Source organism: Oceanobacillus locisalsi (assembly GCF_042675985.1).
Taxonomy (GTDB): domain Bacteria; phylum Bacillota; class Bacilli; order Bacillales; family Amphibacillaceae; genus Oceanobacillus; species Oceanobacillus locisalsi.
Window position 1 is genome coordinate 1 of the sequence record NZ_JBHTKK010000032.1, and the last position, 25,098, is coordinate 25,098.

The window sequence follows — 25,098 nt, forward strand, 5'->3', positions numbered from 1 at the left end:
GACGATGAGGTTGATAGGTCCGAGGTGGAAGCGTGGCGACACGTGCAGCTGACGGATACTAATCGATTGAGGACTTATCTAAGTTTTTTCATGTCGCCTTACGCTTATTTAGTTTTCAGGGTACAAACCCTGTACAAGATAATAGTTAAGGATGTTCGATTAAGACCGTCCACGTCCTTGTGGACAACATCGAACGACCTACATCCTGTAGGTCTGGTGGCGACAGCGAAGAGGTCACACCTGTTCTCATGCCGAACACAGAAGTTAAGTTCTTCAGCGCCGATGGTAGTCGGGGGCTTCCCCCTGCGAGAGTAGGACGCCGCCAGGCAATACATTATTTCACAGTACCTTAAAGGTAGAATATCGGTTATTCCCGATTGATCGTAGATTTAAAGTTCACTTTAAAAGTCTGCCTGTGAAATTATTTATTTGTCTATCAGTTAAAATAATTAACTGGCCCGTTGGTCAAGTGGTTAAGACACCGCCCTTTCACGGCGGTAACACGGGTTCGAATCCCGTACGGGTCACCAATTTGTTTCAAAGAAGGCATGTTAAGTTCGCAACGTCGTGGGACTGCGATTACTCGCCCCATCGGAAAGCATTGTTACAACATGTGCACTCGTACATCCTGTACTTCGGAGGATTAGCTCAGCTGGGAGAGCACCTGCCTTACAAGCAGGGGGTCGCAGGTTCGAGCCCTGCATCCTCCACCATATAAGGTTCATAAATTTATATCGCGGGGTGGAGCAGTCTGGCAGCTCGTTGGGCTCATAACCCAGAGGTCGCAGGTTCAAATCCTGCCCCCGCAACCAAAATGGTCCGGTAGTTCAGTTGGTTAGAATGCCTGCCTGTCACGCAGGAGGTCGCGGGTTCGAGTCCCGTCCGGACCGCCATATTTACTAATGATTTTAATGTGTTTGCAAGATTTTAAATAACGTGGAGGTATACCCAAGTCTGGCTGAAGGGGTCGGTCTTGAAAACCGAGAGGCGGGTCAAACCGCGCGGGGGTTCGAATCCCTCTACCTCCTCCATACATAATAATAACGGGCTTGGTAGCTCAGTCGGTAGAGCAGAGGACTGAAAATCCTTGTGTCGGCGGTTCGATTCCGTCCCGAGCCACCATCTTTTCAAAAAACGGGGGGATAGCGAAGTTGGCCAAACGCGGCGGACTGTAAATCCGCTCCCATTGGGTTCGTAGGTTCGAGTCCTACTCCCCCCACCATAATTTTTATATGCGGGTGTAGTTTAGTGGTAAAACCTCAGCCTTCCAAGCTGATGATGAGGGTTCGATTCCCTTCACCCGCTTTTATTATGTAAATGGGCCTGTAGCTCAGCTGGTTAGAGCGCACGCCTGATAAGCGTGAGGTCGGTGGTTCGAGTCCACTCAGGCCCATTATTTATAGTTGAGGACTTAAAGTATGATTCCTCACTATATGGTTTTTCGGTTGTATATATAATATTCGACGTTGGTGAAAGAAACCCTTGTCCTCTTTTTTTGAGAGGAGATAGAGTGGAAATTCGCTAACGTCTTTTTTTATTTTTATAAGGGGATTCTTCATTTACGTTTAATTAGACGCTCGTAGAAACAGATTTCTTAAACAAATAGAGATGGCTGGTTCAAAGTATTTAAAACAGTCTCACTCCATCACTTAAATTTCGTATGTGAAATACATAGAAAACCCAAACCCAAATAACAATAAGGCAACGGACGATAATAGTAAAATTTCGAATGAGACATCCGACTACTGTAAGGATCAAGATGTGTATGGTTTATCCATATAAAATATCATTTAACCTTAACCCTGTCTGTTAGCTAGCATAGTAACTGATAGTGTGTTTCAATAAGAATAGCAGGTACCTCATCATGAGATTATCCAACAATTGAGAACATTTTAAACGCATTCATATGAAAATAGATTGTGTAAACAGTGCGGATATAATAATTGTGACTAAAAATGATGCATATAACGTGCTTTCATATTCATTGTTATCATTCTAAAGAGTAGATTATACAAAAAAGTATATAACCTTAAAGCTGCTTTCAACATGAGAGAAGTATATTGAGCAATTAACGGCAATTTTGGAGAAATTGTGAGATGATTAATTTTGAAATAAGTAACTTGCTAAGACTTAATGTGTTTGCTACGTTAATCACAAAAAGAAACCGCTTACCCATGGTGGGTCATTATTTAAGGTTACCCTGTTTTGTTTATAGATTTAACGGAGAAAAAAGTTACTTTCAAAGAGAAGGGTCACTATATACACGGATAAGAGGGGATGGTTGGATGTCGAGTCGCCCATCAAAGTATTACAAAGCATTGCAAATCCAGCGTGAAATTTCGGAGACATTAAATAAAAGTACGGATCTCCATGAAATATTGCAATTATCATTAGAGCGGCTGCTTGAATTAATGGAACTGGAAACCGGATGGCTTTTTTTAACAGAGGATAATACCTTTTATCAGCTGGCTGCTGATTATCAACTACCGCCTGCAATGGCTGATAATAGAGAAGAACTGATGCATTGTCAGGAAGGCTGTACTGATTGTACGTGTTTGCAGCTTTATTGGGAAGGGCATATGCAACAGGCTGTTAACCATGTGAAATGTATTCGTCTAAAACAGGCCGTCACGGACAAGATGGGGGAAACACGGGGACTTACTCACCATGCGAGTATTCCTCTTACCATTCGCGGGAAGAAAATTGGCTTACTTAACTTAGCTTCCCCTGGACGTCATCGCTTTCATGAGGATGACCTTATTCTTTTGGAAACTATTGCTTATCAAATAGGTGCAGCAGTAGAGCGGACACGTTTACATCAACAGCAAACCAAAAAAGAGGTGAATGCTACAGCGCGTTATCTGATCGAGGCTTATGCCAATGCTGAAAGGATTAAACAAGAAGTCGGCAATGTTCGGAACCGGAATGAATTGCTTCAGAGAATCATGCAGGAGCTGCACCATTATTTACCTCATTGGACACATGCAGCCATTATTACAATGGAGCAGGAGATACTAACGGTCCAAATTTGTTTAGATGATCACGGACCTAAAGAGGTTTTTGATACAGAGCAAAAAATGAACCTTTCTCAGCCAGATCTGATTCGAAGAGCTTATGTTCAGCAACGGACGTTACAAGACAATAAGAATCCATTGCATTTTTCCTCTTTGAAAGATCATCATTCTCTTTATTCCATCGCCCTCCCGTTGTTTATGCGTGACAGACCTGAGGAGACATTCGGTGTGTTATTGCTCAGCCGAAGTACGACAGCATGTGATTATTTGGAGATTGGAATGCTGGAAGGGCTTGCGAATCATTTTTCAATGGGGATGGAACGCATTCGTTTGTATGAAGAATGGGAAGCGTTGCTTGTCAGTAAGGAAAGAAATCGGCTTGCCCGGGATTTACACGACTCCGTTAATCAAAAATTGTTTGCTCTCTCGTTAATATCAGGAGGGCTGCAAGGACTAATCAATAAGAAAGAAAGTTCAATTATGGAGGGTATTTTGGAGGTTCAGCAGCTTTCAAAAGAAGCACTGGTAGATATGCGGAGTTTGATCTGGCAGCTTCGTCCCGATCATCTGGAACAAGGACTGATTACTTCATTGAACGAATATGCACAAAAAATTGGAATCGATTTATCCATGAAGGCTCCAGATAATTTAGAGCTTAGCCAATCGTGTAAAGAAGCGTTATGGCGAATTGGACAGGAAGCATTGAATAATATTCAAAAACATGCAGGGACATCGAAAGCTGCAATTGTCATGGAATCTGATTCGGATGGTTTTATGATGAAAGTGATTGATCAAGGCAGCGGAGGCGCTGTTGAGAAACAACAATCGCTTGGTATTACAAGTATGAAAGAAAGAGCCGAAGAACTTGACGGTTCTTTCCATATCAACAGTGAAAAAGGAAGAGGGACGACGATTATTATCCGTGTTCCAAACGATAGAAAAGGAAGGTGATTGCTTTTGAAAGTATTACTTGTCGATGACCATCTTGTCGTTTTAAAAGGTCTGCGCTTTTTTCTGCAAACACGGCCTGATATTGATATTGTTGGAGAAGCTCAAGATGGAAAAGAAGCGTTACAGCAGGTGGAAAAACTTCAGCCGAATATTGTGTTGATGGATGTGATTATGCCAAATATGGATGGAATCGAGGCGACCAGGCAAATCAAAGCAGATTATCCCAATGTGAAGGTCGTTATATTGACCAGTTCTTCTGATAAAGACCATGTCATACCGGCAATTCGAGCGGGTGCCAGCGGTTATCAACTTAAAGATGTGGATCCAAATATTCTGGAAGAAACGCTCATCGCCGTCATGGATGGAGGAACCTCGCTTCATCCGCAAATATCCAGTTATTTAATGGTGCATGTCTCCAAAGAAGATGAGAATCAATCCAGTTACTATGAGTTGACTCCAAGAGAGCGTGTGGTTTTGGAACATATCACGTATGGAGAAAGTAATAAGGAGATTGCTGCGGCACTTTATATTACAGAGAAAACAGTGAAAACACATATTACCAGTATTCTTGGAAAAATGGAGGCTCAAGATCGAACACAAGCAGCGATACATGCTTTAAAACATAAGTGGTTCGAAAAATAAATATACGACGATTGTCTTAGAAAAGGTCTTATTGATGATAAGGCTTTTTTTGTATGGAATTTTTAGACAACTGTATGGTGTGTTAGATTTCTAGAATCAGTATAGTTAGAGTAGATTAAAAATAAGAAATAAAGGAGCGTGACAAGAATGAGGAATCAAAAACAATTACCCGAATGGGCGAGAGACTATTTGCACTATATTCAAGTCTCTGTGAAAGAGCCTTCGCTGGAATATTTAACGGAAATATCCAGCGCTCACTTAAACCAGATACCTTTTGAAAATATTAGCACATTACTGCAATTTGAGGAGTATCACCAAAAAGGAAAGCTTGTTCAAGATGAGGAGCGATTTGTTAAACAATTATTTCAGTATCATATGGGTGGAACGTGTTACGTCATTAACAGCAGCCTTCATCAGCTATTAAAAGAACTTGGTTTCCAAAGCCGTTATGCTTTTTTAGGCGGGGGACATGTGGCTTTGCTCGTTCAGATTCCAGGTGAAGCGGAAGAGGTGTATGTCGATGCCGGGAATGGTGCTCCTTTTTTTGAACCAGTTCATTTGCAGACAAATCCGACGAATGTCTCCAGATTTGGAAGAGTGGAAATAAGGCTTCGTCCGGGAGATGAACGAGGAACACATACGTATTATCGATCTGCAAATGGAGAAGTATCTGAAAATATGGTTTGGGATTTTGATACAAAGAAAATCTACCAATTTGATGATTTTCAGTCAGCAATTAAAGAATATTTTCAACCCAATGGATTATTTACGTCACATTTACGCTGCCAAATCTGGCAACTGGATCAACAGCGGTCTCTGTCTTTAGTTGATAATGTGTTAAGTATTCAATATAGGGACGGAGAAGTTGAAAAGCATGTTTTGGCAGATCGTCAGGCTATTCGCAAGGTTATCAATCAGGAATTTGAACTTCCTAAATTGCCGGTCGAAGAGGCAATAGATGTTCTTGAGGAACTGGGGACAGATATTTTTACACGATAAGACAGAAAAACTAGCGAGCGTAAAGAAAGATTCGTAAAAGTGAACAATAACTCTGAGTTTGGAAATAGTTAAGTCATATGAATAGAGGAGTATGCAGCTATGAGTAACACAAACGATAGTGAAGGAGGCAATAACGGGAATATGGAAGAAACGTCAAGAGCAACATGGCGGGAATGGATAGGGCTGGGAGCTTTAACATTGGCAGTTTTTATGCTTTCAACTGATATGACCGTTCTTTTTCTCGCCACGCCATCCATTGCTGCTGATTTGGAACCTGGCGGGACACAAATGCTTTGGATTATCCATGTTGGCGAATTGCTGGCAGTGGGATTTGCGTTAACGATGGGACGTCTGGGTGACAATGTAGGAAGAAGACGGCTGCTTATGATTGGTGTATCTGTCTATGGAGCAGCTTCCTTTCTTGCCGCATTTTCAACAGAGCCCTGGATGTTAATTGCTGCGAGAGCAATGCTTGGTGTTGCGACTGCAACTGTGATGCCGTCCACGATGTCTTTACTGCGGAATATGTTTTTTGACCCAAAGCAATTTTCAGTTGCCATCGCTATTAATCTTAGTGCATTCTCAGCCGGTATGGCATTAGGTCCTCCAATGGGCGGGCTGCTTCTTGATTATTTTGGATGGGGCTCTGTATTTCTCATTAATGTCCCGATTGCAATTGTCTTATTAGCCGTATCACCCCTTCTTCCTGAATATCGTAACAAGGATTCAAAACGTATCGATTTTATCAGTGTTTTGTTATCCTCATTTGCATTAGTAACATTTATTTTTGGCTTACAGGAAATAGCTAACGCCGGTTTTAATATGCTTTATGCTGGATCAATAGTGATTGGGATTGGAGCTGGCATTCTATTTATTCGTCGACAGTTAAAAGCGGAAGACCCATTATTGGATTTGAGCATGTTTCGAATCCGCATATTTAATTTTTCCTTGATTGCTTTGATGGTTATCATCCTTGTAACAACTGGGGCAGATATGTTTTTTGCCCAGCATTTGCAAGCAGTTGTTGGGCTTACTCCAACAGAGGCGGGGCTTTTATTGATCATCCCTGCACTTCTGTCAATGGCGGGGACCTTGATATCACCCGTACTTACAAGATGGATTCGCCCGGCATACGCCATGGTCATGGGACTTTTAATTGCATTAGTTGGTGCACTGCTTATTATATTAACGGTGCATGATGCAGGATCACTTATTTTAATTATTGGTGCTTCCCTGCTTGCATTTGGAGTAGGACCTGTGATGACAATTACTGGTGAACAGCTTATCTCCAGTGTTCCGCAAGAACGTGCCGGTTCTGCTTCTGCGATGTCGGATGTCAGCGGCGGATTTGGCTCGGTAATGAGCATTGCATTTATTGGAAGTCTTGGAATGTTGGTTTACCGCTTGGCTTTGATGGATTCCGTCCCTGCTGGAGTGCCTTCAGAAATAGCTGATTCAGTTATGGAAAATGTTGGTTCTGCTATCGCTGTATCAGAAAGTTTACCGGAAATGCTTCAAGCAATCCAATCGTCGTTTACGGTTGCACTTCAAACAATTTATGGAATAACTGCAATTGGATTGTTTGGTTTAATGGTTATTATTATATGGAAGTTTAGATATATAGGGAAGGGGGACTGAATAGCTGTTTTTAAGTTCTGGAATGTTTAATTTCAATCATGAAAAAAGTACAACACAAGCTTATATTCTTTTTGAAGAAAAGGGGCTGTTAGACAATAAATTCATTGTCTAACAGCCCCTTTCACCCGTATCCAAAGTGTTCCGTTTTATTTAGCAATAACTGTCCACTTTAGTTTAACAATTACACCAACATGATCCGTCCATCAACCTGTATATATTTCATGTAAAAAATTTAGCTTTTCATACGAATAGCTTTGCATGTTATTCCTTCTCTTCTCAAAAGCCTCCATTGCTTTGCCATAATATAAGTGAAAGGAGATCAATCAAACAAGGTGAAAAGCCATTGATTTTAAAAGATATTTTTATTAGAGGAGGAAATGTATCATGTCTTTATCAGTAGCAATCGTTGTTTCTACAGCAATCATTTGTTTAACCTTTTTTGTTACAGCTACTACGTTAAAAGCTATGAATCAAGATAAATAAAAAGATTACAGTATGAATTTAAATAATAGAACAATAAGGAGAAGAGATAGCGTTGGAAAAGCAGTCTAGAATTCGTTTATTAGATGTTTTACGTGGATTTGCTATTATTGGGACGCTTGGAACAAATATTTGGTTGTTTACTCACCCTGGTGATTCTTTATCCATGTTTATAGGGGGAGATAGTGGCAATTCCATATTTGAAAATCTTCAATCCGTCTTTATTAATGGAAAATTTCTTGGTTTATTAACTATCCTGTTTGGGATCGGATTAGAATTAAAATACCGGAAGACATTGCGGAGCCAATTACCTTGGCTTCCAGTGTATATATGGACAATGGTCATTTTATTTATGGATGGTCTATTGCACTACCTTTTTGTATTTGATTACGATATATTGATGAGTTACGCCATTACTGGGGTAATTGTAGCATTCATTATCAGATACAGGGAGAAGGTTGTGACACGATGGATGCGTGTAACTGTTGCTATTCATGTGAGTGGTGTTTTATTCGTTACCTTATCCATGATCTTTGTGTTGCAAGACCCTGAATTTTTAACGATGATGGATCATTTGGCGGCAGGGACAGCGGATATTTATATGAAGGGTACGTATTTGGAACAAATTCAATACAGACTAATAGGTTTTGGTTCCTTGCGAATGGAAGCAATTGCTATTTTATTTATGAATATGTTCCTCTATTTATTTGGTATTCGCCTTATGAGAGCAGGCGCGTTTGCATCAGATGGGAACGGACAACGTATTAGACGAAAATTATTATATTGGGGTGTCGGTGTAGGGTTGCCACTTAATTTACTTGCGCTTGTACCTGGAGGTTACTTTGAAATCCCAGTTCGTTATTTGTTTGCACCGGTACTATCAGTTGGCTATATTGGTTTAATTGCTTGGCTTATGGAAGCAGGAGTCTTACGTTGGTTCGTGAAACGATTTGAAGCAATTGGTCAAACGGCTCTTAGCTGTTACGTTCTTCAAAATATTGTCGCCTCCATTTTATTTTATAGTTGGGGGTTTCAATTGGCTCCAATTACAGGGGCTTTTGGAACATTTATCGCATTTGCTGGAATTACTATTCTGATGATGTTTATATCCGAATTATTTATGAAATTTTTAGGAACAGGGCCTTTAGAATGGGTTTGGCGCAGGTTATCTTATCGCCCATTCAAAAAATGATGAATCAAATGAAAATAGGATAAGCAAACATTGTCATTATGATTTTATAATGAAGAATTTTAACGATGTCTGTATGTCTGGAATCAATATTGACAAGCAGTATCGCAATTTAGGAGCAATTTTTTATGCATAAATTTCAGCTTCTCATACATAGAACTTTGCATCTTATTCTATTCCTTCCCGCAGTCCTGGATTGCTTTGCCATAATATAAGTGAAAGGAGATGGTGAGTATGCTGATAATCAATAATGTAACAAAACATTATGAGAAGACGGAAGCGTTAAAAGATATTTCCATGACCATTCCTGGGAGAATCTGCTATGGATTGGTCGGCCCGAATGGGGCAGGAAAATCGACTTTAATTAAAATGATTACTTCTATTATCCGCGATTACGAAGGGAAAATTGAATTTAATGAACAACAAATCTCCGACAAAACAAAACAGAAATTAGGCTATGTTCCACAGGATATTGTTTTAGAGGAAAATATCACAGCATCTGGCAACTTATATCTATTTGGAAGAATATATGGATTAAACGAGAGTAAATTAGCTGAACGGACAAAGGAAGTATTGACACTCATTGGGCTTAGTGAAAGAAGCAAGGATAAAGTATCCACGTTTTCAGGAGGAATGAAACGCAGACTCAATATTGGATCTGCGCTGATGCATAATCCAGAATTGATTATCATGGATGAGCCGACAGTCGGTATTGATCCGCAATCACGCCAATATATTTTTCAAATGATTGAAGAACTAAAAACAGCTGGAAAAACTGTTATTTATGCCAGCCATTACATGGAGGAAGTGGAAAGACTCTGTGATAATGTTGCTTTTCTCGATAGAGGGAAAATGGTAGAAAACGGTGTGGTTAGTGAATTGCTTCAACAATATGCGACCCCTTCCATTTATATCAAAGCAGATCGTATTTCTACCGAGCAGCTGGAAGCCTATGGTGAAGTTTCACAGGAGAAAAATGCATTTTTTATCTATACAGAAGAAGTTCTTTCAGCAATGGAAAATGTGATTTCCTATTGTAGAGAGAATGACATTGATATAGAGCGGCTAGAGCTTGTACGGCCACGGTTAGAGGACGTATTTTTCAGGTTGACTGGAAGCAACTTGAGAGATTAAAAATAAAACTGGAGGTGTTTTATGATGAATGCTGTGATGATTGTTGAATTAAAAAAGCATGTACAGGATAAAGGACTTGTGTTTTGGATATTTCTTTTACCGATTCTATTTACGGTATTATTTATTGCTATATTTACATCAGGTGTCGATGATGCAACGAGGCAGGAGGTTATTCAATCCATTGTTCCAGGGTATGTTGTGATGTTTGTCTTTTTTATTATGATTTCGATGGTGGAGGTGTTTATTAAAGACAGGGATAAAGGGATGACAGCAAGGCTGGCAAGTACTCCTCTCAAAAGCTATTCTTATTTACTAGGCAAGTGGCTCCCTTTCATGTTTATTGTATTATTTCAGATTATTGTGTTATTTTTATTTGGAAAGGTCGTTTACGATATTTCATTAGGGGAACCAATTATCTTGTTGATTTTGTCCTTGTTTATCACATTTACAGTGACAGCACTTGGGCTTGCCATGTCACTAATAGTAAATACGGAAAATATGGGAATAGCGATTACACAAATTATTGCTCTCGGCGGAGCAATGCTGAGTGGATTATGGATGCCGCTAGAAATGATGCCGGACTTTATGCAGACCATCGCCCGTTTCCTGCCACAATACTGGGCGCATCAGTCTTTCCAGGATGCGATGGCAGGAACCACGCAAGTTTCGGAGTTATTCCAAACGTTAGGCGTATTATTTGCAATTGGTTTAGCAGCATTTATTATTGCCATGATCCGATACCCGTATTTTCTAAAACGAGCTGTAAACTAGCAGAAGATAGGAAGCGTATTTGGAGGGATCGGAATGAAAATAAACATCGATATCGATGATAAATACGAGGGAACGCAAATCACTATCCAGGCTAAGGAATGGACACAGGAACTGGAGGATATTGTGAACGTAATTAGAAAGGAAAAACAGCAGCGTTTATTTGGTATTGATGAAGAGCAGACGGTCCTGTTGGATCCAAAAGAAATAGATTACATTCATGCGGAAAAACGAAAAATCTATGCTGTTTCTAAGGATTGGCATTTTGAAGTGCGAATGAAGCTCTATGAAGTGGAGGAGTTCTTGGTTCCTCATGGTTTTATGCGCTTTTCCAAGTCAGTCATCGGGAATATTCATCGTATTGAAAAATTTGAAGCTTCTTTTAATGGAAATTTATGTGTTTATTTTCAATCTGGCAACAAGGAATATATTACGCGAAAATATGTCAGTGCCATTAAAGACAAACTGATGCAGGGAGGGCAGTGATATGATACTTGATATATTAAAGCGTTCGACGCTGGGCATCGCTATTGGTGCGATAATTACGTTTATTGTCCTCACTGTGATGAAATTCAATGCCTGGGAAGCTAGTGTATCAGAAATTTGGATGCATTTGGGCGCCAGCATGTTATTAGGCGTCTATACTGGCGTGACGTCTCTTATCTTTGGAGAAAGCGGCAATCATCTTATTAAAAAGTCGGTTATTCATTTTGTTCTTACGTATAGTGCCTGGCTTGTTATCGCTGGTATGGCTGGATGGATTCTTCTCGACGGCTGGGTGATATTATGGAGCAGTCTGGCTTTCATTCTGCTGTATGTCATCAATTGGTCTTGCTGGTATCTATACTTCAAAAGACAGGAAGAGGAATTAAATAAATATTTGCATAAAAATAAATAGATATGGGGGCTGAAACATTTTTGCTGAATATGGGTTATTCAGAAAAGATATGTTTCAGTCTTTTTTGATGATGACGTATCAAGAAATGATAAAATAAGTATAGAAAAATACTATCGAAATCGATATATTTACTTGTGAGAAGCTTATCTATGTTAAATGAGTTAATTGTTTTGATGACTATGCTATGATAATTGTAAAACACGCGTTGAAGGGAAAGAAGTGTGAAGTAGTTTTTGCTTCCTTTGATGCACGGTTGTTTGGACAAAATTAAGAAGGATAATGAGATAAATAATGTGGTTCAACCTGACTTATCTATTATATACGACTCCGAAAAATTGGATGACAAAGGATGTAATGGATCTCCAGATATGATTGTCGAAATCCTTTCACCTGCATCTGTTAAACTAGATCGTTGGATAAAATATCGCCTTTATGAAGAAGCAGGAGTGAAAGAATACTGGATTGTTGATCCGGTGAATGAATCTGTAGAAATCCATCTGCTAACTGACAAGCAATATACATTTAAAGGAGTCTTTACAAAAAGCGATACGATTTCTGTTAATATACTGTCTAATTTAGAATTAGATTTAGAGCAAATATTTATATAGGGGAGTCGTACTTAAAACCCTTATGTAGTACATGATCAGTACTGCAAAGGAATAATTTTTGAAGGGAGATGAAATCACAATGAACTACAGAGACTTTATGAAGCAGGTGGATGACAGCCTGGCCACCGTGTCTGAGGAAGAAAAGGATGACTGGATTCGAGAAACAGCGAGAAAAACACATGAAACCCAGCGTCAGAAATTTTTAGATAGTTTAATGAATATACGTACAGAAATAAATTATCCAGCACAAGCGGTAATAAATGAGATAGAAGCATGGTGTGAAGAAATAGAAAATCAAAATATCTATATAGAATGTACTGGTTATGAAGCTTATGGAGAAAGCCGTTATGGAGAATGGATAAATGAATACACAGATGTCTTTGAAGTAGGAAAAACGCTCTCGGAAGCATTTCAAACTGCAGAGGATTTATTGTATTTGAAAGAATACAAACAATCCCATGAGTTATTTGAACGGTTATGCAGTATGGAATTTACCGCAGTTGATGTAGAGGTGGGAGAAGAATTTGAACTGGAACTGGAAGAACTGATTGCAGAAGATTTGGCAGATATCGATCTAAAAGACAGTATGCTTCATTTAATGTACGCAGCTTACCAAGTATTTGACGGAAAAGATAGAGTAAATACACTGTATCGATATTTTATATCGTGGAGGATGACGGAAAGTATAAAAGTGGAAGAAGTATTCATAGTCGGACCGGAAGAATTACATGGCATTTCTGCATTTATGGAAGAGTGGATTTCTTATTTAAAAAAGAAAGACGGTGATTTGGCAGGAAGACTGTTGACAGAAGCTTGTATGTATCAAGGGGGAGTCCATCATTTAGTGGAAGTAGCCCAATCTGTTTCTAAAAGACATCCTATTTTGTACAAAAATGCATGCGAATACTACCTCCGTGAAGCAGCATTTTTGGACTGTGAAAAAGTGGGGCTGCAAGCAATTCGTTTATTGCCTCAGAAATTGGTACTCCGTGGGCAGATTGCGGATCTTACAGCAAAAGCAGCAATTCAATTGGGGAACGGCGAAACCGTAAAGGAATGCTATGAAGCTGCGTTTTACGCGGAATCTACCATAAGTCACTATGTACGATTATTTGAATTGCCGGGATATGAACAAATAACGAGGCAAGCAGCTGGATTTGCAGCTATACTGCCAGAAAATAGAGGACCATCCTTCCGTGAACGAAAAAATGAACAGTTACGCATGAATACGCTCTCTGAAGAACGTAAGAAGGCAATTCATTTTTTTAATCAGGAATTTGATGAAGTGATGAAACAATGCCAAAATTCTAAAATACAATTAGGCTGGAGCTCCCATTTTAAAGGTGTCATCGTTCCTCTTTTTGTTTTGATGCTGAACAAAAATAAGCAGTTGCCGAAAGCTGGACAGAAACTGCTTAAAGGTATAGCTATAAGACTGGGAGATAAGGATGAAGAAAAGAGCTTTACAGAACGCTTTTTATATTGGAAAGAAAAAATAGACATAACAGATGAGCAATATGAAACGTACGCTGCATGGCTGCAAAAGGAAATAGATAAACGCACGGAATCTGTTGTTGGTGGAGGATATCGTAAGAGCTATTATAAACCAGCCGAGTTAATTGCGGCATTTGGTGAAGCGATGGAATCCAGTGGAGAAGCAAACGGCAAAGCGGAGTGGGTAGAGCACTTTAGAAAAGCGCATTCCCGGAAAAGAGCTTTTAAAGCGGAGTTAAATGCTTTAAGTTAAAGGGATTCTCTGTAGTTTACTATTTATCAGTTGGGGTGTTTTTTTGAAAATCTTTTTAAAGTGATTCAAAATGAAGTTAGAAGATGCAGGATAAAATTTGTATTCATAAAAAGGAGGAATTCACCTTGTTTAGATGTGCATGGTGTATGAAGAAAATAGGAGAAAACCAGCCATTAACCACGATAAATGTGAAGTTTGCAGAAGGAGTGGATTTCAAGGATAAGGAAGGAGAGATTACCCAGGTTTATTTATCTTCTCGACGGACAAGTATACCAATGATTGTGACAACTGTTGATTCGGAAGCGAAAAAACATGGACAAGATGGTATGTTTACAGTTTGTGATGAAAAATGCGGTCAGAAAATGAAAAACGCACTTTCTAAAGAAATCGATACTTTCCAGAATGTGGAAGATAGCGATATATAGAAGGTGAAAGAATTTACAAATGCTTTACTGGTGATAGAAGGGTCTTTTTGTATTTTGCAGCCCTCTTATGATAATATTATCATGGACAAAATAAAAAAGAAGCAGCGTCGATTACTGCTTTAACATATTGGATAAATATATAAGCAATTATCCATCCATAAATGAGAGGGTTGAAATGGAAAAATGACAAATAATTTTTGGCGTGATTTACCACGACCGTTTTTTATATTGGCGCCGATGGAAGATGTAACAGATGTTGTTTTCCGTCATGTTGTAGCGGAAGCAGGCCGCCCGGATGTATTTTTTACAGAGTTTACGAATACGGAGAGCTATTGTCACCCTGAGGGAATTTACAGTGTACGCGGGCGTTTGACCTTTACAGAGGATGAACAGCCAATGGTTGCACACATATGGGGAGACAAGCCGGATAATTTTCGGGAAATGAGTATCGGTATGGCGGAAATGGGGTTCAAAGGGGTAGACATTAATATGGGATGCCCTGTACCCAATGTGGCTACGAAAGGAAAGGGGTGCGGACTTATCCAACGCCCGGAAGTAGCAGCGGAAATTATTCAGGCCGCCAAAGCGGGCGGAATTCCTGTCAGTGTGAAAACGAGACTTGGTTATTCGTATATAGATGAATGGCGTGAATGGCTGAAACACGTATTCCAACAGGATATAGCAAATCTTTCCATTCATTTGCGTACAAGAAAAGAGATGAGTAAAGTGGATGCGCATTGGGAGCTAATTGGAGAAATTAAGAAACTCCGTGATGAGATTGCACCGGATACGTTGTTAACTATCAACGGAGATATCCCCGATCGGGAAACAGGCTTAAAGCTGGTTGAAGAGTTTGGTGTAGATGGTGTGATGATCGGACGCGGCATTTTTACAAATCCATTTGCATTTGAAAAAGAGCCGCGGGAGCACAGCAGTCAGGAATTACTGGACCTGTTACGATTGCAGCTGGATTTACATGATAAATATTCAGAGCAGGAGCCACGTGCTTTCAAACCTTTACGCCGATTCTTTAAAATTTATGTTCGCGGATTTCGAGGCGCAAGTGAATTAAGACATCAATTGATGAGTACAGAAACAACAGATGAAGTTCGGGAATTGCTGGACAAGTTTCATTTGGAAACAGAAGAAGAAGTAACGCAATAACAATAAGGAGATTATATGATGGCTGAACATCGGATATATACCATGACTTTCGAAAGTGTTTACCCGCATTATGTAAATAAAGCAGAAAGGAAAGGGCGTACGAAAGAAGAAGTCGATGAGATTATCACTTGGCTGACAGGATACAGTAAGGAAGAGCTGGAAGCACAAATGGAAAATGAAGTAACCTTTCAGTCCTTCTTTGCGGAAGCTCCACAGATGAACAATTCCCGCTCTCTGATCAAAGGTGTCATTTGCGGTGTGCGTGTAGAGGATATTGAAGAACCGCTGATGCAAGAGATTCGTTATTTGGATAAACTGATTGATGAATTGGCGAAAGGGAAGAAGATGGAGAAGGTTTTAAGGAAGTAATCTTAAAGATTAAGAGACATTGATTCTGTTTAGGGTCAGTGTCTTTTAGTTTAGAGAGAGATATGCCGCCAATGGAAAAAACTTGTAAGAGGTTGCGTCATACAAATTGTTTATGGAACTGCATATGAATAAAACAGTGATATTTATGATAGTTCAACACAGAGTATTGACAGCGCTTACAATTGAATTTAGACTTAAATAGATATAGTAGTAATGACGGCATAGAAAAACGCACTTGTGGTTAATCCGGGTTATATATCGATTAGATGCTGTATTCAGATTTAAATTTAAAGAATGTTTGAAAACGGAGCATAAACGCTACCTAAAGGGTAGATATGAAAGGTTTTATTGCAAAGCAACATTTTACGTTATCCCTATGGAGGATGCAGGAATGGTATGAGATGGTAAGATGTATGCAAAAGGTTATCATTTTTAAAGCGCCAGCATTTCACCAAAAGTAATAGAAACTGAACCAGAATTAGAATGGTAAATAACGGGGCAGTATGGAAGCTTGATCCGATATTTACCATTTTGGAATTTACATCACTATCTAACCTGACTTCAAAGGTAAAAAAGCATAATTTCCATCTTTTAGAATTTCCCCTTTACGAACAGAAATAGGGTATTTAAAGATCGGACCATCCAGTACAGTAGTATGGAATTCCCCACTTTCTCCACAAGGGTCAATCCCACGTTTTTCAAGCTCCTGTATGTATTCATGGTCTAATGTTCGTCCTAAATCTTCTTCCCGCATGCCAAGAGATAGATTAACCGTTACAACCGTCGCTGCAAACCCTAAATCAATGAATTCTTTGACGACTTGTCCGTGATCTATTTCCCATAGAGGCATTCCCAGCTTTAATCCAGCTTTTTTGGTAACTTCTTCGTGCCAGCAGCCATGGGCAGGCATATCCAAGTCGCCGGTTACCAACACTTCTGCCCCCTTGTTTTTTGCCTTTACTAACAGATCTATAAACGCTGTTTCATAATCTTCCCAGCTGGCAGCAGCAGTATAAACGGGCAATCCGATGGAGTCAGCTTGAGCATGTATAATTTCTGGAGGCATGTTATGAGACCTGGAACGTTTTCCTTCTTCCTCCATCATGACAATCAGCCCAATTGCTTTTCCAACTTTCATTGATTGATAAAGCGCTAAAGAACCATCTTTCCCGCCGCTGAAAGAAGCAATAAATGGACGACCCTGAGCATTATTCTTCCAGTTTGTTGACTCTGTCATTTTTATCCTTCCTCCTTTATATGCATGATTTTCGGAACCCTGCTCCTTTCATTTTACCACGACGAAGAATGATTATATTTGATGATTTTTATCTTTCATTTCTGCTGATTTTGCTGTAAAACTTTTCCTTACAAAGCGTAAGAGGGAGCTTGCTGCCCCTGTTATTACACCTAGAACGATACCAGTTGTTATGCTGCTGAAGAATGCAAATATACGCGCAATAATATTTACCGCAACTTGTGGCAGATTACTTAAGTTGCCGCCTAATTGAATAGGTGTATCTAAAGCGATGTTCCAAAAAAGCTGATGAACAATTGCTAAGAATATCCCGTAGAAAAAACCGATGAGTAATAAAGATAAAAAAGGCTTTTGCACCTTTTTTAAAACGATAAACATAATCCATATCACGATTGGTGCAAAGACCAATATCCTGTTTGCCAGACTGCCTTCTTCAACAATAGATAAATCATGGGCAATGACACGAGGGACACCTAACAGAGAAAGCAATATTAACGTAAATATGGATATACCTAAGTAATCATTTATTTTTTGAATAGACATCCAAGGAACTCCTTTCTATTTTTATATAACAATTTTTTCGCTTGCAGTTCATATCATAAGAGGAAGAGATTAAAGAAGTCTAAACCATTTATTAAATATGTATTAAATGATAACGGAGTCTGGTTCAAATCATGGTACAAATACATCATCATGATGAAATAGGGGAGGGGTAACATGATTGTTGGCGGTTTAATGTGTTTGGGAATTGGTATTGGTTTATTTACAGGAAATGTTGCAGCAGGAGCGATGATAGGGATAGGTCTGGGTCTGGTTGGAGAAGCGGTATTTCAGAAATTTGGAAAGGAATCGGAAGGGGAGGATGTGTAGCCATAAATCTTAAAGAGGATGTTTATATGGAAATAAATACACATAAAGTTCAGTTATCATAGAGTGAGGGAAAGGAAACAGCGAGATTAAGTTCGCTACGTCTGCTTTAGTATACCTTGAGGCTGAGTCTGGGGCTGCTGCGCCGCTTACTCGCCCCATCGATAGAGCTGTGTGTCGTAAAACACCTGCTCCATGCAGTTTTATTTTATTTTAAAGGATGTTTAAAAAGTCCAACAAAAATGACACTGCGAATTTCAGCGTTGACGTGTTTTTTTCGATACGCACGTATTTAGAAGCATACACTCCGTTCGTAAAAAACACGTCGCCTTGAACTTTTGGTCCTTTTTATCGAACTTTTTGAACACGCACTTTTAGCAGTATTTTGTATGTACACTGTCAGGCAAGAATGTAGAGGGGATTTATATAAAGAAGCAAAGAAATTCTGATTCAGAATTTCTTTGCTTCTTTGCATTAATTCGTACTTCTGCTATTTCGCGGGCTTGGGTGGGATTGGCTGCGTTTGTTTTTCCAAACACGGTCATTGTTCTTTGTTTCTGGAAACTTTTCCCCAGCTTGCATTGAAATCTGCTGAGGATCTTCTACGTTGCTCCCTGTTTCCCCAACTTCAATATAGACCCCGTTATTGGGAGCCTTCTCTCCACCTTTGAATTGGCTGATTTCACCCATCACATATACCTCCTTAGGATATTTCCTGCTTATTATGAGGTATAATGAACGAATCTATAAGTGAAAATCATCATAAAGGATGCACTTTTTCTATTATCCCACTGTCAGGCCCGGTTTTATGGAACGAGAAACGGAAAAATTAATTCCAATACAGGCGAAATCCATTCCTGATCTCAAATTTCACCACAGGTTCCATGGAAATATATTTGGTGGTTGTGATTTTATTTTAATCTCCTCTTTCTTGATGGGGTGTTCCACTGCTAGCATTTCGGACCATAATGCAATCTGTTCGCCGGGCTGGTTTACTTTTTCTCCATACTTTTGATCTCCGTAAAGCGGCAAATTGCGGGAAGCGAATTGTACACGAATTTGATGGGGTCTGCCAGTATGCAGTTTAATGGAGAGCAAACTTAAATGATTGTTACTTCCAATCACTTCATATTCTAGTTTCGCCTTTTTGGCATTTTTAGTATTTGAATGTGTTGTGTAGACTTTGTTTTCCTGTTTGTCTTTGACTAAATAATCTTCTAGCAAGGCTTGCTTTTTATCAGGCACACCTCGTACGACGGCCAAATACTTCTTTTCGACCGCTTGTCTGCGAATGGCATCTGAGAGGCGGGATGCGGCCTTCGATGTCTTCGAAAACACCATCACGCCTCCGACAGGGCGATCTAAGCGGTGAACCAGCGCCAAATAAACATTGCCTGGTTTCTGATAGCGTACTTTTATATCTTCTTTCAAGTAATTCAGCAAATCTTGGTCTTTTGACTGGTCCTCCTGTACAGGCATGTTGACAGGTTTTTCCACGAAAAGTAAATGGTTGTCCTCGTAAAGAATGGGAACATTCATGGGTTATAACTCCTTTATTTCAATACTGAAGCAATAATAACACAGCAGTTTTTTTAATCAAGAGATAGGGAATGATATAATTAGCAAAAGCTGCCCTATGACAATGACATGTTATAAGCTGATATTTGCCTTATCGGTAATAGATATTCCAACATCAAAACGTACATATGTTATCATATTGAGCTAATTTTCATGATTAATTTGGAATGAGATGGAGGTATTAGAATGGAAGATGAGAAACGGATGGAACAGGCAGTGGAAATTGCGCAAAACAGTGCAGTTACTGGCGGTGGTCCATTTGGAGCGATTGTTGTAAAAGATGGAAACATTATCGGTACTGGGAGCAATCAGGTCACAACGATGAACGATCCTACAGCTCATGCAGAGGTACAGGCGATACGGGAAGCATGTCGGACATTAGATAGTTTTCAATTAACTGATTGTGACATGTACACCAGCTGTGAACCATGCCCGATGTGTATTGGTGCCATTTTTTGGGCCAGACCAAAAGCAGTTTACTATGCTGCTTCTAAAACAGAAGCTGCAGAAGCAGGGTTTGATGATCAATTTATTTATGACCAAATTGCACTTCCGGTGGAAGAACGCGATATAAAAATGAAACAAATTCGGCCGGAACAATACGATATGCCTTTTCAAATGTGGAAAGACATGAATGATAAAACAACTTATTAGCATGCGTATAAACATTTTATAAAAAGAAACATCATTCAGCGGGAGTTTTTACAGGTAGTACTCCGTGATAAAGCTTTCCTTTACATCAATCAATCGTTTGTTTGAATGATGTAATGAAAGACTCAGTCAAACATATCTGTATGGGTACTTGCTTTTGAAAGTTAGAAACGTTTGCTTATTTCTTGTCTGTACTTGGAATTATGGTATATTGATAAACCAGGCAATGCTAAGTGACAAAACAAATAGTATATGTGCAGGAGGATATAAGCGATGGAAGAGAATGTATTTAATCAAATGGCAAACAAATATGATACAGAAGAACGACAAGAGCTGGCAAATATCATTGCCGATGAGATAAAAAAGAATGTGGCAGGGAAACAGTATCATTCGCTGCTCGATTATGGCGGTGGAACTGGCTTGGTGACCTTTCAGCTGGCTGATCATTTTGAAAAGGGATGGCTGGTTGATTCCTCTCCAGAAATGGTTCAAGTTGCTCAAAGCAAAATAGAGCAGCAGCAATTACAACACTTCGAAGCGATGGCGTTCAATTTAGCGGAAGATACCAGTTTGGATATAAAAGCAGATGTTATCGTCTTATCGCTAGTTTTACTGCATGTTCCAGACATTGAACCGCTTCTGCAAAGGTTAAATGAACCGCTGAATGCAGGCGGTCAGCTTATCATTGTAGATTTTGATAAAAATGAAAAGGTGCAACATCCGAAAGTCCATAATGGTTTTACGGAAGCAGAAATACAGCGAGCATTGCATCATACCGGTTTTCGGAATGTGAATATGCATACTTTCCATCATGGAAGCAATATCTTTATGAAGCAGGACGCCTCCTTATTTATAGCTGCAAGTACGAAATGACGAAAAGGGCAAGGGATTGTATTTCCTTTGCCCTTTAACTATTTTAAATCATTTTGCTTGGGAAGAAGCTGTCATCGCAGCTTGCTCCTTCCGATTAGCTGCTCTGGACGACCCGATTAATATCGCAATGCCTGTAATTAAAAGCCCGATACCAAGCCACGCAGTCATGTTTAAGCTTTCCCCTAGCAGAAACACTCCTAATAATGCGGCTGTTAAAGGCTCTGCTAAAGCAAGCGTTACTGCCGTCGAGGACGTGACTTTCGCCAGCCCTTTAGCAAAAAGAAAGTAGGCTATTCCTGTCGCTACAACGCCTAGTTGAATACTTACACCAATCCCTTGCAAATTCGCGACCCATGACATATCAAAGATAAATAGGAAAGGGGCTAAGAAAATGGCGCTGAGTGTAAAAATAATGGCAACCACGTTTAAGGAAGAGAATTTTTGCACCATATCTCTGCTTGCAAGGGTATAACTGGCAAAAGAAAGTCCTGCCCCTAATGCCATCACAACACCGACTGGATCGACGTAGGCTGATTCTCTGTTCATAAACAACAGGAGACAGCCGGAAATGGAAAGAAAAGTAGAGACCCACCAAATTTTAGTCGGACGGGCTTGGAAGAACAGCCATTCCAAGAGTCCTGATAAAATGGGCGCGCTGCCAATGGCGACGACTGTTCCAATAGCTACACCAGTTACGGTGACAGCAGAGAAAAATAATGGCTGATATAAGGCCATGCTTAAAGCAGCCAAAATGGTAGCTTTCAGAGGCCAATTTTTCAAATCCAATTTGCCAAATAAGAGAACGAGGGATAATAAAAAGAGACCACCTACTGCTAAGCGGATCGTTCCAATCGCAATGGGATGTGCATTTTCTGGTGCAAAAGCCTGCGTTGTACCAGTTGTTCCCCAAAGGACAGCAGCAAGCAGGATAAGAAAGGCAGAAAGTTTTCCTTGCATGTCGTTCACCCCGAAATAAAAAGAATTGTACATTCATCATAGAAAATGATTGCTCTTTTTGCTATACCAGATTTAATATTTCTGTTATCCATTTTAAAGGTATCTATATTTTGTAGGTGTCATTCCCTTATGCCGGGCGAACCACCTTGTAAAGGAGGATCCATTTTCGAAACCCAATTCCTCACTAATCCGGGATATAGACCATCCGGTTGAAAGTAATAAGCGCGCAGCCTCTTGTAAACGCAGTTCTAAAATATATGTTTGCGGACTTTTGCCCGTTCGTTTCTTAAACCATTCCGAATAATAGACTGGGTGGTAATGCTCGATATTTGCCAGTGTTTCCAACCGAATCGGCTCCTTGAAATGATTGTGAATATAATCCATAGAAGGAGGGTTGGACGTCTGGAGTTTTTTGGTCACGTAGCGGGTTAAGTCAGTTAAAGAAGACAAATCATTCTCCTGATCAGCTCCCTCCAATAATAAATAACGGATAGCATTCCATTGCTTATCCAATGGAATGTGCATGCTTTCTGTATCGTATGGCAGATAATGAAGCGGTATATCTAATATTAGAAATTCGTTTCTGTCTATAGAACGATATTGATGATGGAAATTTGGGGGAAGATAAAAACCATAATCTGGTTCGAGATGAAGCTCTTGCTGTTGTGTTTGGATATCCAGAGAACCTTGCAGCGGGAAAAGAAATTGTCCAAATGCATGCTCGTGTGAATGGAATTCTTTAGAATAAGTTCTTCTTTCACAGACAATGTGGTTATTTGTTTCCATTTTTTCTTCCCCCTTCAAAGTTAAATTTAGAATATCTTACCATTCATTTACGATGAGGTAAATACATTCGCCGGAAAATAAACTTTACTGGGTTGTTGTATTTTTATTGACGGAGTTTGGATAACTTGAAGCATTTAATATATGATAGGAGTATATTAAAATGAGTTTCGATTGGCGAGTGTGCACAGTCCCAGACCCGCAATGTCACAAAATTAGCTTTTGTTTTTTTAATATTTATGAGGGGATCCCCTGCTGAATAAAGTTTTACTTTAAGAGGAAGGAATGAAATATTATCGAATTAAGACACTTAGAATATTTTTTAATGGTCAGTAAAGAGCTACATTTTACAAAAGCCGCTGAAGAATTAGGAATCTCACAACCCACATTAAGTCATCAAATAAAAATACTTGAACAAGAAGTTGGCTACCCGCTTTTCAACCGTGTCGGCAAGAAAATTGAACTTACAAAGGTAGGAGAAATTGTACAGCAGGAAGCATTAAATGTTCAAGGCTCACTGCAAAGCATGACCTCTCAAATTACTGCATTTACCAAAGCAGAGATAGGGGAATTGAAAATCGCTGTACTGCCAGGGGAAATAACAGATCTGGTATCTACCTTATGTATTCATTTTAACCGCTTGTATCCGAATATGAAGGTGATTATTCAAACAACAGATGAGGTAGAGCAAGCTGTTTTGGAAAATCAAGCGGATTTTGGAATAGGTTTTCATTTTGATCAGCTAGATAGATTACAAGTAACAAAGCTGTATGAAGAAGCATTTTACTTAATCAGCAGTCAGAATGATAGGAGAAAGAAGGTTCCATTTGAAACGATTTTTGATAATCCGATTATTTTATTTCCCGATAGACATCAATGCAGAAAAATACTTGATAAAACGAGCTCAGAAATGGGAAGGCAGTTGGTTCCTATCGTCGAAACTTCCAGCATTGAAGCTATCTTGAATCTTGTGCGCAATGGGGTTGGCCATAGTGTTGTATCACGTACGTTATATGAATTTTATGATACAGAAGATTTGTTTTTCCAGCATATTGAAAAGCCTGCTTTGACAAGAAATGTATATTTAGCAATGAAAAAGAATTGCTTCGTGAATCACTCTGCACGTAAGTATTTAAAGTTATTGATACAGGAAATCGAAAGACTGCGTTTCCATATAGAGGAGAAAGAAATCGCTTTGTTACAAAATGCTTTATCATAGATTTTTTCTATTATTATCATAGAAATGATTGTATTGTTTTATGGAAAGACCCCTTTTACAATAAGGTTAAGGTGAAAATAAATGGTAAAGGGGAGTTTAAATGATGATTCAAGAAGTTGCAGGTATCAAAGTTCCAGATACGAAATTGGCAAAGGACGCAGCAGACATTCTGCGAGATTATGGAAATGATTTGCTGTGGAACCACTGCAATCGTGTATTCTTCTTTGGAGCAGTCAATGGTAAACAAGCAAAGTTGAATTATGATTTAGAGTTGCTGTATGTCAGTGCATTATTCCATGATTTAGGTTTAACGAAAGCATACAGCAGTCCAGATTTACGCTTTGAAGTAGACGGTGCCAATGCGGCGAGAAGCTTTTTACAGCAGTATCAAATTCCGGATGAATCGATTCAGCTTGTGTGGGATGCAATTGCATTACATACAACACCTGGAGTTGCAGAACATAAAGAATCGGAAGTAGCGCTCCTTTTCCATGGTGTTGGTTTAGATGTCATGGGAGATGGATTTGAAGAATTTCCGGCAGATTTGCGTGAAGAAGTTGTCAAAGCTTTTCCGCGTAATAATTTTAAAGAAGAAATTATTCCAGCTTTTTATGAAGGTTTTAAGCATAAGCCGGAAACAACTTTCGGCAATATGAAGGAAGATATTGTCCAGCATTTCAGACCAGAATATCGGAATAAAAATTTTTGCAGCTGTATTTTACACTCGCCGTGGTCGGAATAAACGGTGAAAATAGCAGAGTGTGAAGGTTTGTAAATACATGTAACACGTCTGGCATCTCTTTAGATTCGTTGATTCTAAAGGGATGCTTTTGTATGAGAAATAACATTATTTGAATTAGGAGGCATGGATTTGGAACTTAAAAACTGG

Annotated in this window: 25 protein-coding genes, 9 tRNA genes and 1 rRNA gene; 29 read left to right on the plus strand and 6 right to left on the minus strand. The window is 39.3% G+C overall.

Annotated features, from left to right (window positions below):
• Positions 1-212 precede the first annotated feature (212 nt).
• The 24 genes from rrf (at position 213) to ACFQ19_RS18320 (ending at position 16,026) form a co-directional block, all read left to right on the plus strand.
• Positions 213-328 (plus strand): 5S ribosomal RNA (gene rrf / locus ACFQ19_RS18205).
• A gap of 127 nt (positions 329-455) precedes the next feature.
• A tRNA-Glu gene (locus tag ACFQ19_RS18210) sits at positions 456-530 on the plus strand.
• Between the two features lie 107 nt (positions 531-637).
• Positions 638-713 (plus strand) — tRNA-Val (locus ACFQ19_RS18215).
• Between the two features lie 22 nt (positions 714-735).
• Positions 736-812 (plus strand) — tRNA-Met (locus tag ACFQ19_RS18220).
• A gap of 4 nt (positions 813-816) precedes the next feature.
• Positions 817-893 (plus strand) — tRNA-Asp (locus ACFQ19_RS18225).
• Between the two features lie 45 nt (positions 894-938).
• Positions 939-1,031: transfer RNA gene (locus ACFQ19_RS18230), tRNA-Ser, on the plus strand.
• A gap of 15 nt (positions 1,032-1,046) precedes the next feature.
• Positions 1,047-1,122 (plus strand) — tRNA-Phe (locus ACFQ19_RS18235).
• Between the two features lie 14 nt (positions 1,123-1,136).
• Positions 1,137-1,222 (plus strand) — tRNA-Tyr (locus tag ACFQ19_RS18240).
• Positions 1,223-1,234: 12 nt separating this feature from the next.
• Positions 1,235-1,305 (plus strand) — tRNA-Gly (locus tag ACFQ19_RS18245).
• 14 nt (positions 1,306-1,319) lie between these two features.
• Positions 1,320-1,393, plus strand: a tRNA-Ile gene (locus ACFQ19_RS18250).
• An 892-nt stretch (positions 1,394-2,285) separates the two neighbouring features.
• The gene (locus ACFQ19_RS18255; RefSeq protein ID WP_379594112.1) at positions 2,286-3,965 is read left to right on the plus strand and encodes a GAF domain-containing sensor histidine kinase; all 1,680 of its coding nucleotides are present in this window, start codon (positions 2,286-2,288) and stop codon (positions 3,963-3,965) included.
• A 6-nt stretch (positions 3,966-3,971) separates the two neighbouring features.
• Positions 3,972-4,607, plus strand: coding sequence for a response regulator (locus ACFQ19_RS18260; RefSeq protein WP_379594113.1), 636 nt, complete (start codon positions 3,972-3,974; stop codon positions 4,605-4,607).
• 147 nt (positions 4,608-4,754) lie between these two features.
• Positions 4,755-5,606, plus strand: coding sequence for an arylamine N-acetyltransferase (locus tag ACFQ19_RS18265; protein WP_379594114.1), 852 nt, complete (start codon positions 4,755-4,757; stop codon positions 5,604-5,606).
• Between the two features lie 99 nt (positions 5,607-5,705).
• Positions 5,706-7,244, plus strand: a complete 1,539-nt coding sequence (locus ACFQ19_RS18270) for an MFS transporter (RefSeq protein WP_379594115.1) — start codon at positions 5,706-5,708, stop codon at positions 7,242-7,244.
• A gap of 535 nt (positions 7,245-7,779) precedes the next feature.
• A complete protein-coding gene (locus ACFQ19_RS18275) occupies positions 7,780-8,916 on the plus strand; it encodes a DUF418 domain-containing protein (protein WP_379594116.1) in 1,137 nt (378 codons plus the stop codon).
• A gap of 231 nt (positions 8,917-9,147) precedes the next feature.
• A complete protein-coding gene (locus ACFQ19_RS18280) occupies positions 9,148-10,047 on the plus strand; it encodes an ABC transporter ATP-binding protein (RefSeq protein WP_379594117.1) in 900 nt (299 codons plus the stop codon).
• A gap of 21 nt (positions 10,048-10,068) precedes the next feature.
• Positions 10,069-10,818: an ABC transporter permease gene (locus ACFQ19_RS18285; protein WP_379594118.1), complete on the plus strand. Its 750-nt coding sequence runs from the start codon at positions 10,069-10,071 to the stop codon at positions 10,816-10,818.
• 33 nt (positions 10,819-10,851) lie between these two features.
• Positions 10,852-11,301 (plus strand): LytTR family DNA-binding domain-containing protein, encoded by a 450-nt coding sequence (locus tag ACFQ19_RS18290; protein ID WP_379594119.1) that lies wholly within the window; start codon positions 10,852-10,854, stop codon positions 11,299-11,301.
• A gap of 1 nt (position 11,302) precedes the next feature.
• On the plus strand, positions 11,303-11,713 hold the full coding sequence (locus ACFQ19_RS18295) for a DUF3021 domain-containing protein (RefSeq protein ID WP_379594121.1): 411 nt from the start codon (positions 11,303-11,305) through the stop codon (positions 11,711-11,713).
• Between the two features lie 257 nt (positions 11,714-11,970).
• Entirely contained in the window at positions 11,971-12,321 is a 351-nt protein-coding gene (locus tag ACFQ19_RS18300; protein WP_379594122.1) for a Uma2 family endonuclease, read from the plus strand.
• Positions 12,322-12,400: 79 nt separating this feature from the next.
• Complete coding sequence (locus ACFQ19_RS18305) at positions 12,401-14,068, plus strand: hypothetical protein (RefSeq protein WP_379594123.1); 1,668 nt, start codon at positions 12,401-12,403, stop codon at positions 14,066-14,068.
• 125 nt (positions 14,069-14,193) lie between these two features.
• The gene (locus ACFQ19_RS18310; RefSeq protein WP_379594124.1) at positions 14,194-14,493 is read left to right on the plus strand and encodes a hypothetical protein; all 300 of its coding nucleotides are present in this window, start codon (positions 14,194-14,196) and stop codon (positions 14,491-14,493) included.
• 183 nt (positions 14,494-14,676) lie between these two features.
• The gene (locus ACFQ19_RS18315) at positions 14,677-15,657 is read left to right on the plus strand and encodes a tRNA dihydrouridine synthase (protein WP_379594125.1); all 981 of its coding nucleotides are present in this window, start codon (positions 14,677-14,679) and stop codon (positions 15,655-15,657) included.
• A gap of 18 nt (positions 15,658-15,675) precedes the next feature.
• Complete coding sequence (locus ACFQ19_RS18320) at positions 15,676-16,026, plus strand: DUF2200 domain-containing protein (RefSeq protein ID WP_379594126.1); 351 nt, start codon at positions 15,676-15,678, stop codon at positions 16,024-16,026.
• 550 nt (positions 16,027-16,576) lie between these two features.
• Here ACFQ19_RS18320 and ACFQ19_RS18325 read toward each other — a convergent pair.
• Both ACFQ19_RS18325 and ACFQ19_RS18330 read right to left on the minus strand, forming a co-directional pair.
• On the minus strand, positions 16,577-17,263 hold the full coding sequence (locus ACFQ19_RS18325) for a Dph6-related ATP pyrophosphatase (RefSeq protein WP_379594127.1): 687 nt from the start codon (positions 17,261-17,263) through the stop codon (positions 16,577-16,579).
• 72 nt (positions 17,264-17,335) lie between these two features.
• Positions 17,336-17,824: a hypothetical protein gene (locus ACFQ19_RS18330; protein ID WP_379594128.1), complete on the minus strand. Its 489-nt coding sequence runs from the start codon at positions 17,822-17,824 to the stop codon at positions 17,336-17,338.
• A 174-nt stretch (positions 17,825-17,998) separates the two neighbouring features.
• Between ACFQ19_RS18330 and ACFQ19_RS18335 the strand changes: the two genes are divergently transcribed.
• Complete coding sequence (locus ACFQ19_RS18335; RefSeq protein WP_379594129.1) at positions 17,999-18,151, plus strand: hypothetical protein; 153 nt, start codon at positions 17,999-18,001, stop codon at positions 18,149-18,151.
• A gap of 471 nt (positions 18,152-18,622) precedes the next feature.
• Here ACFQ19_RS18335 and ACFQ19_RS18340 read toward each other — a convergent pair whose 3' ends face one another.
• The gene (locus ACFQ19_RS18340) at positions 18,623-18,838 is read right to left on the minus strand and encodes a YjzC family protein (protein WP_379594130.1); all 216 of its coding nucleotides are present in this window, start codon (positions 18,836-18,838) and stop codon (positions 18,623-18,625) included.
• A 180-nt stretch (positions 18,839-19,018) separates the two neighbouring features.
• Positions 19,019-19,687 carry an RluA family pseudouridine synthase gene (locus ACFQ19_RS18345; RefSeq protein WP_379594131.1) on the minus strand — a complete coding sequence of 223 codons (669 nt, stop codon included), beginning with the start codon at positions 19,685-19,687 and terminating at the stop codon, positions 19,019-19,021.
• Positions 19,688-19,912: 225 nt separating this feature from the next.
• Here ACFQ19_RS18345 and ACFQ19_RS18350 point away from each other — a divergent pair, with 225 nt between their 5' ends.
• Positions 19,913-20,380, plus strand: a complete 468-nt coding sequence (locus ACFQ19_RS18350; protein ID WP_379594132.1) for a nucleoside deaminase — start codon at positions 19,913-19,915, stop codon at positions 20,378-20,380.
• 270 nt (positions 20,381-20,650) lie between these two features.
• Entirely contained in the window at positions 20,651-21,250 is a 600-nt protein-coding gene (locus tag ACFQ19_RS18355; protein WP_379594133.1) for a class I SAM-dependent DNA methyltransferase, read from the plus strand.
• Between the two features lie 48 nt (positions 21,251-21,298).
• On the opposite strand, the gene ACFQ19_RS18360 is transcribed toward ACFQ19_RS18355, so the two are convergent.
• Positions 21,299-22,207, minus strand: coding sequence for an EamA family transporter (locus ACFQ19_RS18360; RefSeq protein ID WP_379594135.1), 909 nt, complete (start codon positions 22,205-22,207; stop codon positions 21,299-21,301).
• 93 nt (positions 22,208-22,300) lie between these two features.
• Positions 22,301-22,993 (minus strand): helix-turn-helix transcriptional regulator, encoded by a 693-nt coding sequence (locus ACFQ19_RS18365; protein ID WP_379594136.1) that lies wholly within the window; start codon positions 22,991-22,993, stop codon positions 22,301-22,303.
• Positions 22,994-23,285: 292 nt separating this feature from the next.
• Between ACFQ19_RS18365 and ACFQ19_RS18370 the strand changes: the two genes are divergently transcribed.
• Both ACFQ19_RS18370 and ACFQ19_RS18375 read left to right on the plus strand, forming a co-directional pair.
• Complete coding sequence (locus tag ACFQ19_RS18370; RefSeq protein ID WP_379594155.1) at positions 23,286-24,209, plus strand: LysR family transcriptional regulator; 924 nt, start codon at positions 23,286-23,288, stop codon at positions 24,207-24,209.
• Between the two features lie 103 nt (positions 24,210-24,312).
• Positions 24,313-24,951: an HD domain-containing protein gene (locus ACFQ19_RS18375; protein WP_379594156.1), complete on the plus strand. Its 639-nt coding sequence runs from the start codon at positions 24,313-24,315 to the stop codon at positions 24,949-24,951.
• The last annotated feature ends 147 nt before the right edge of the window (positions 24,952-25,098 follow it).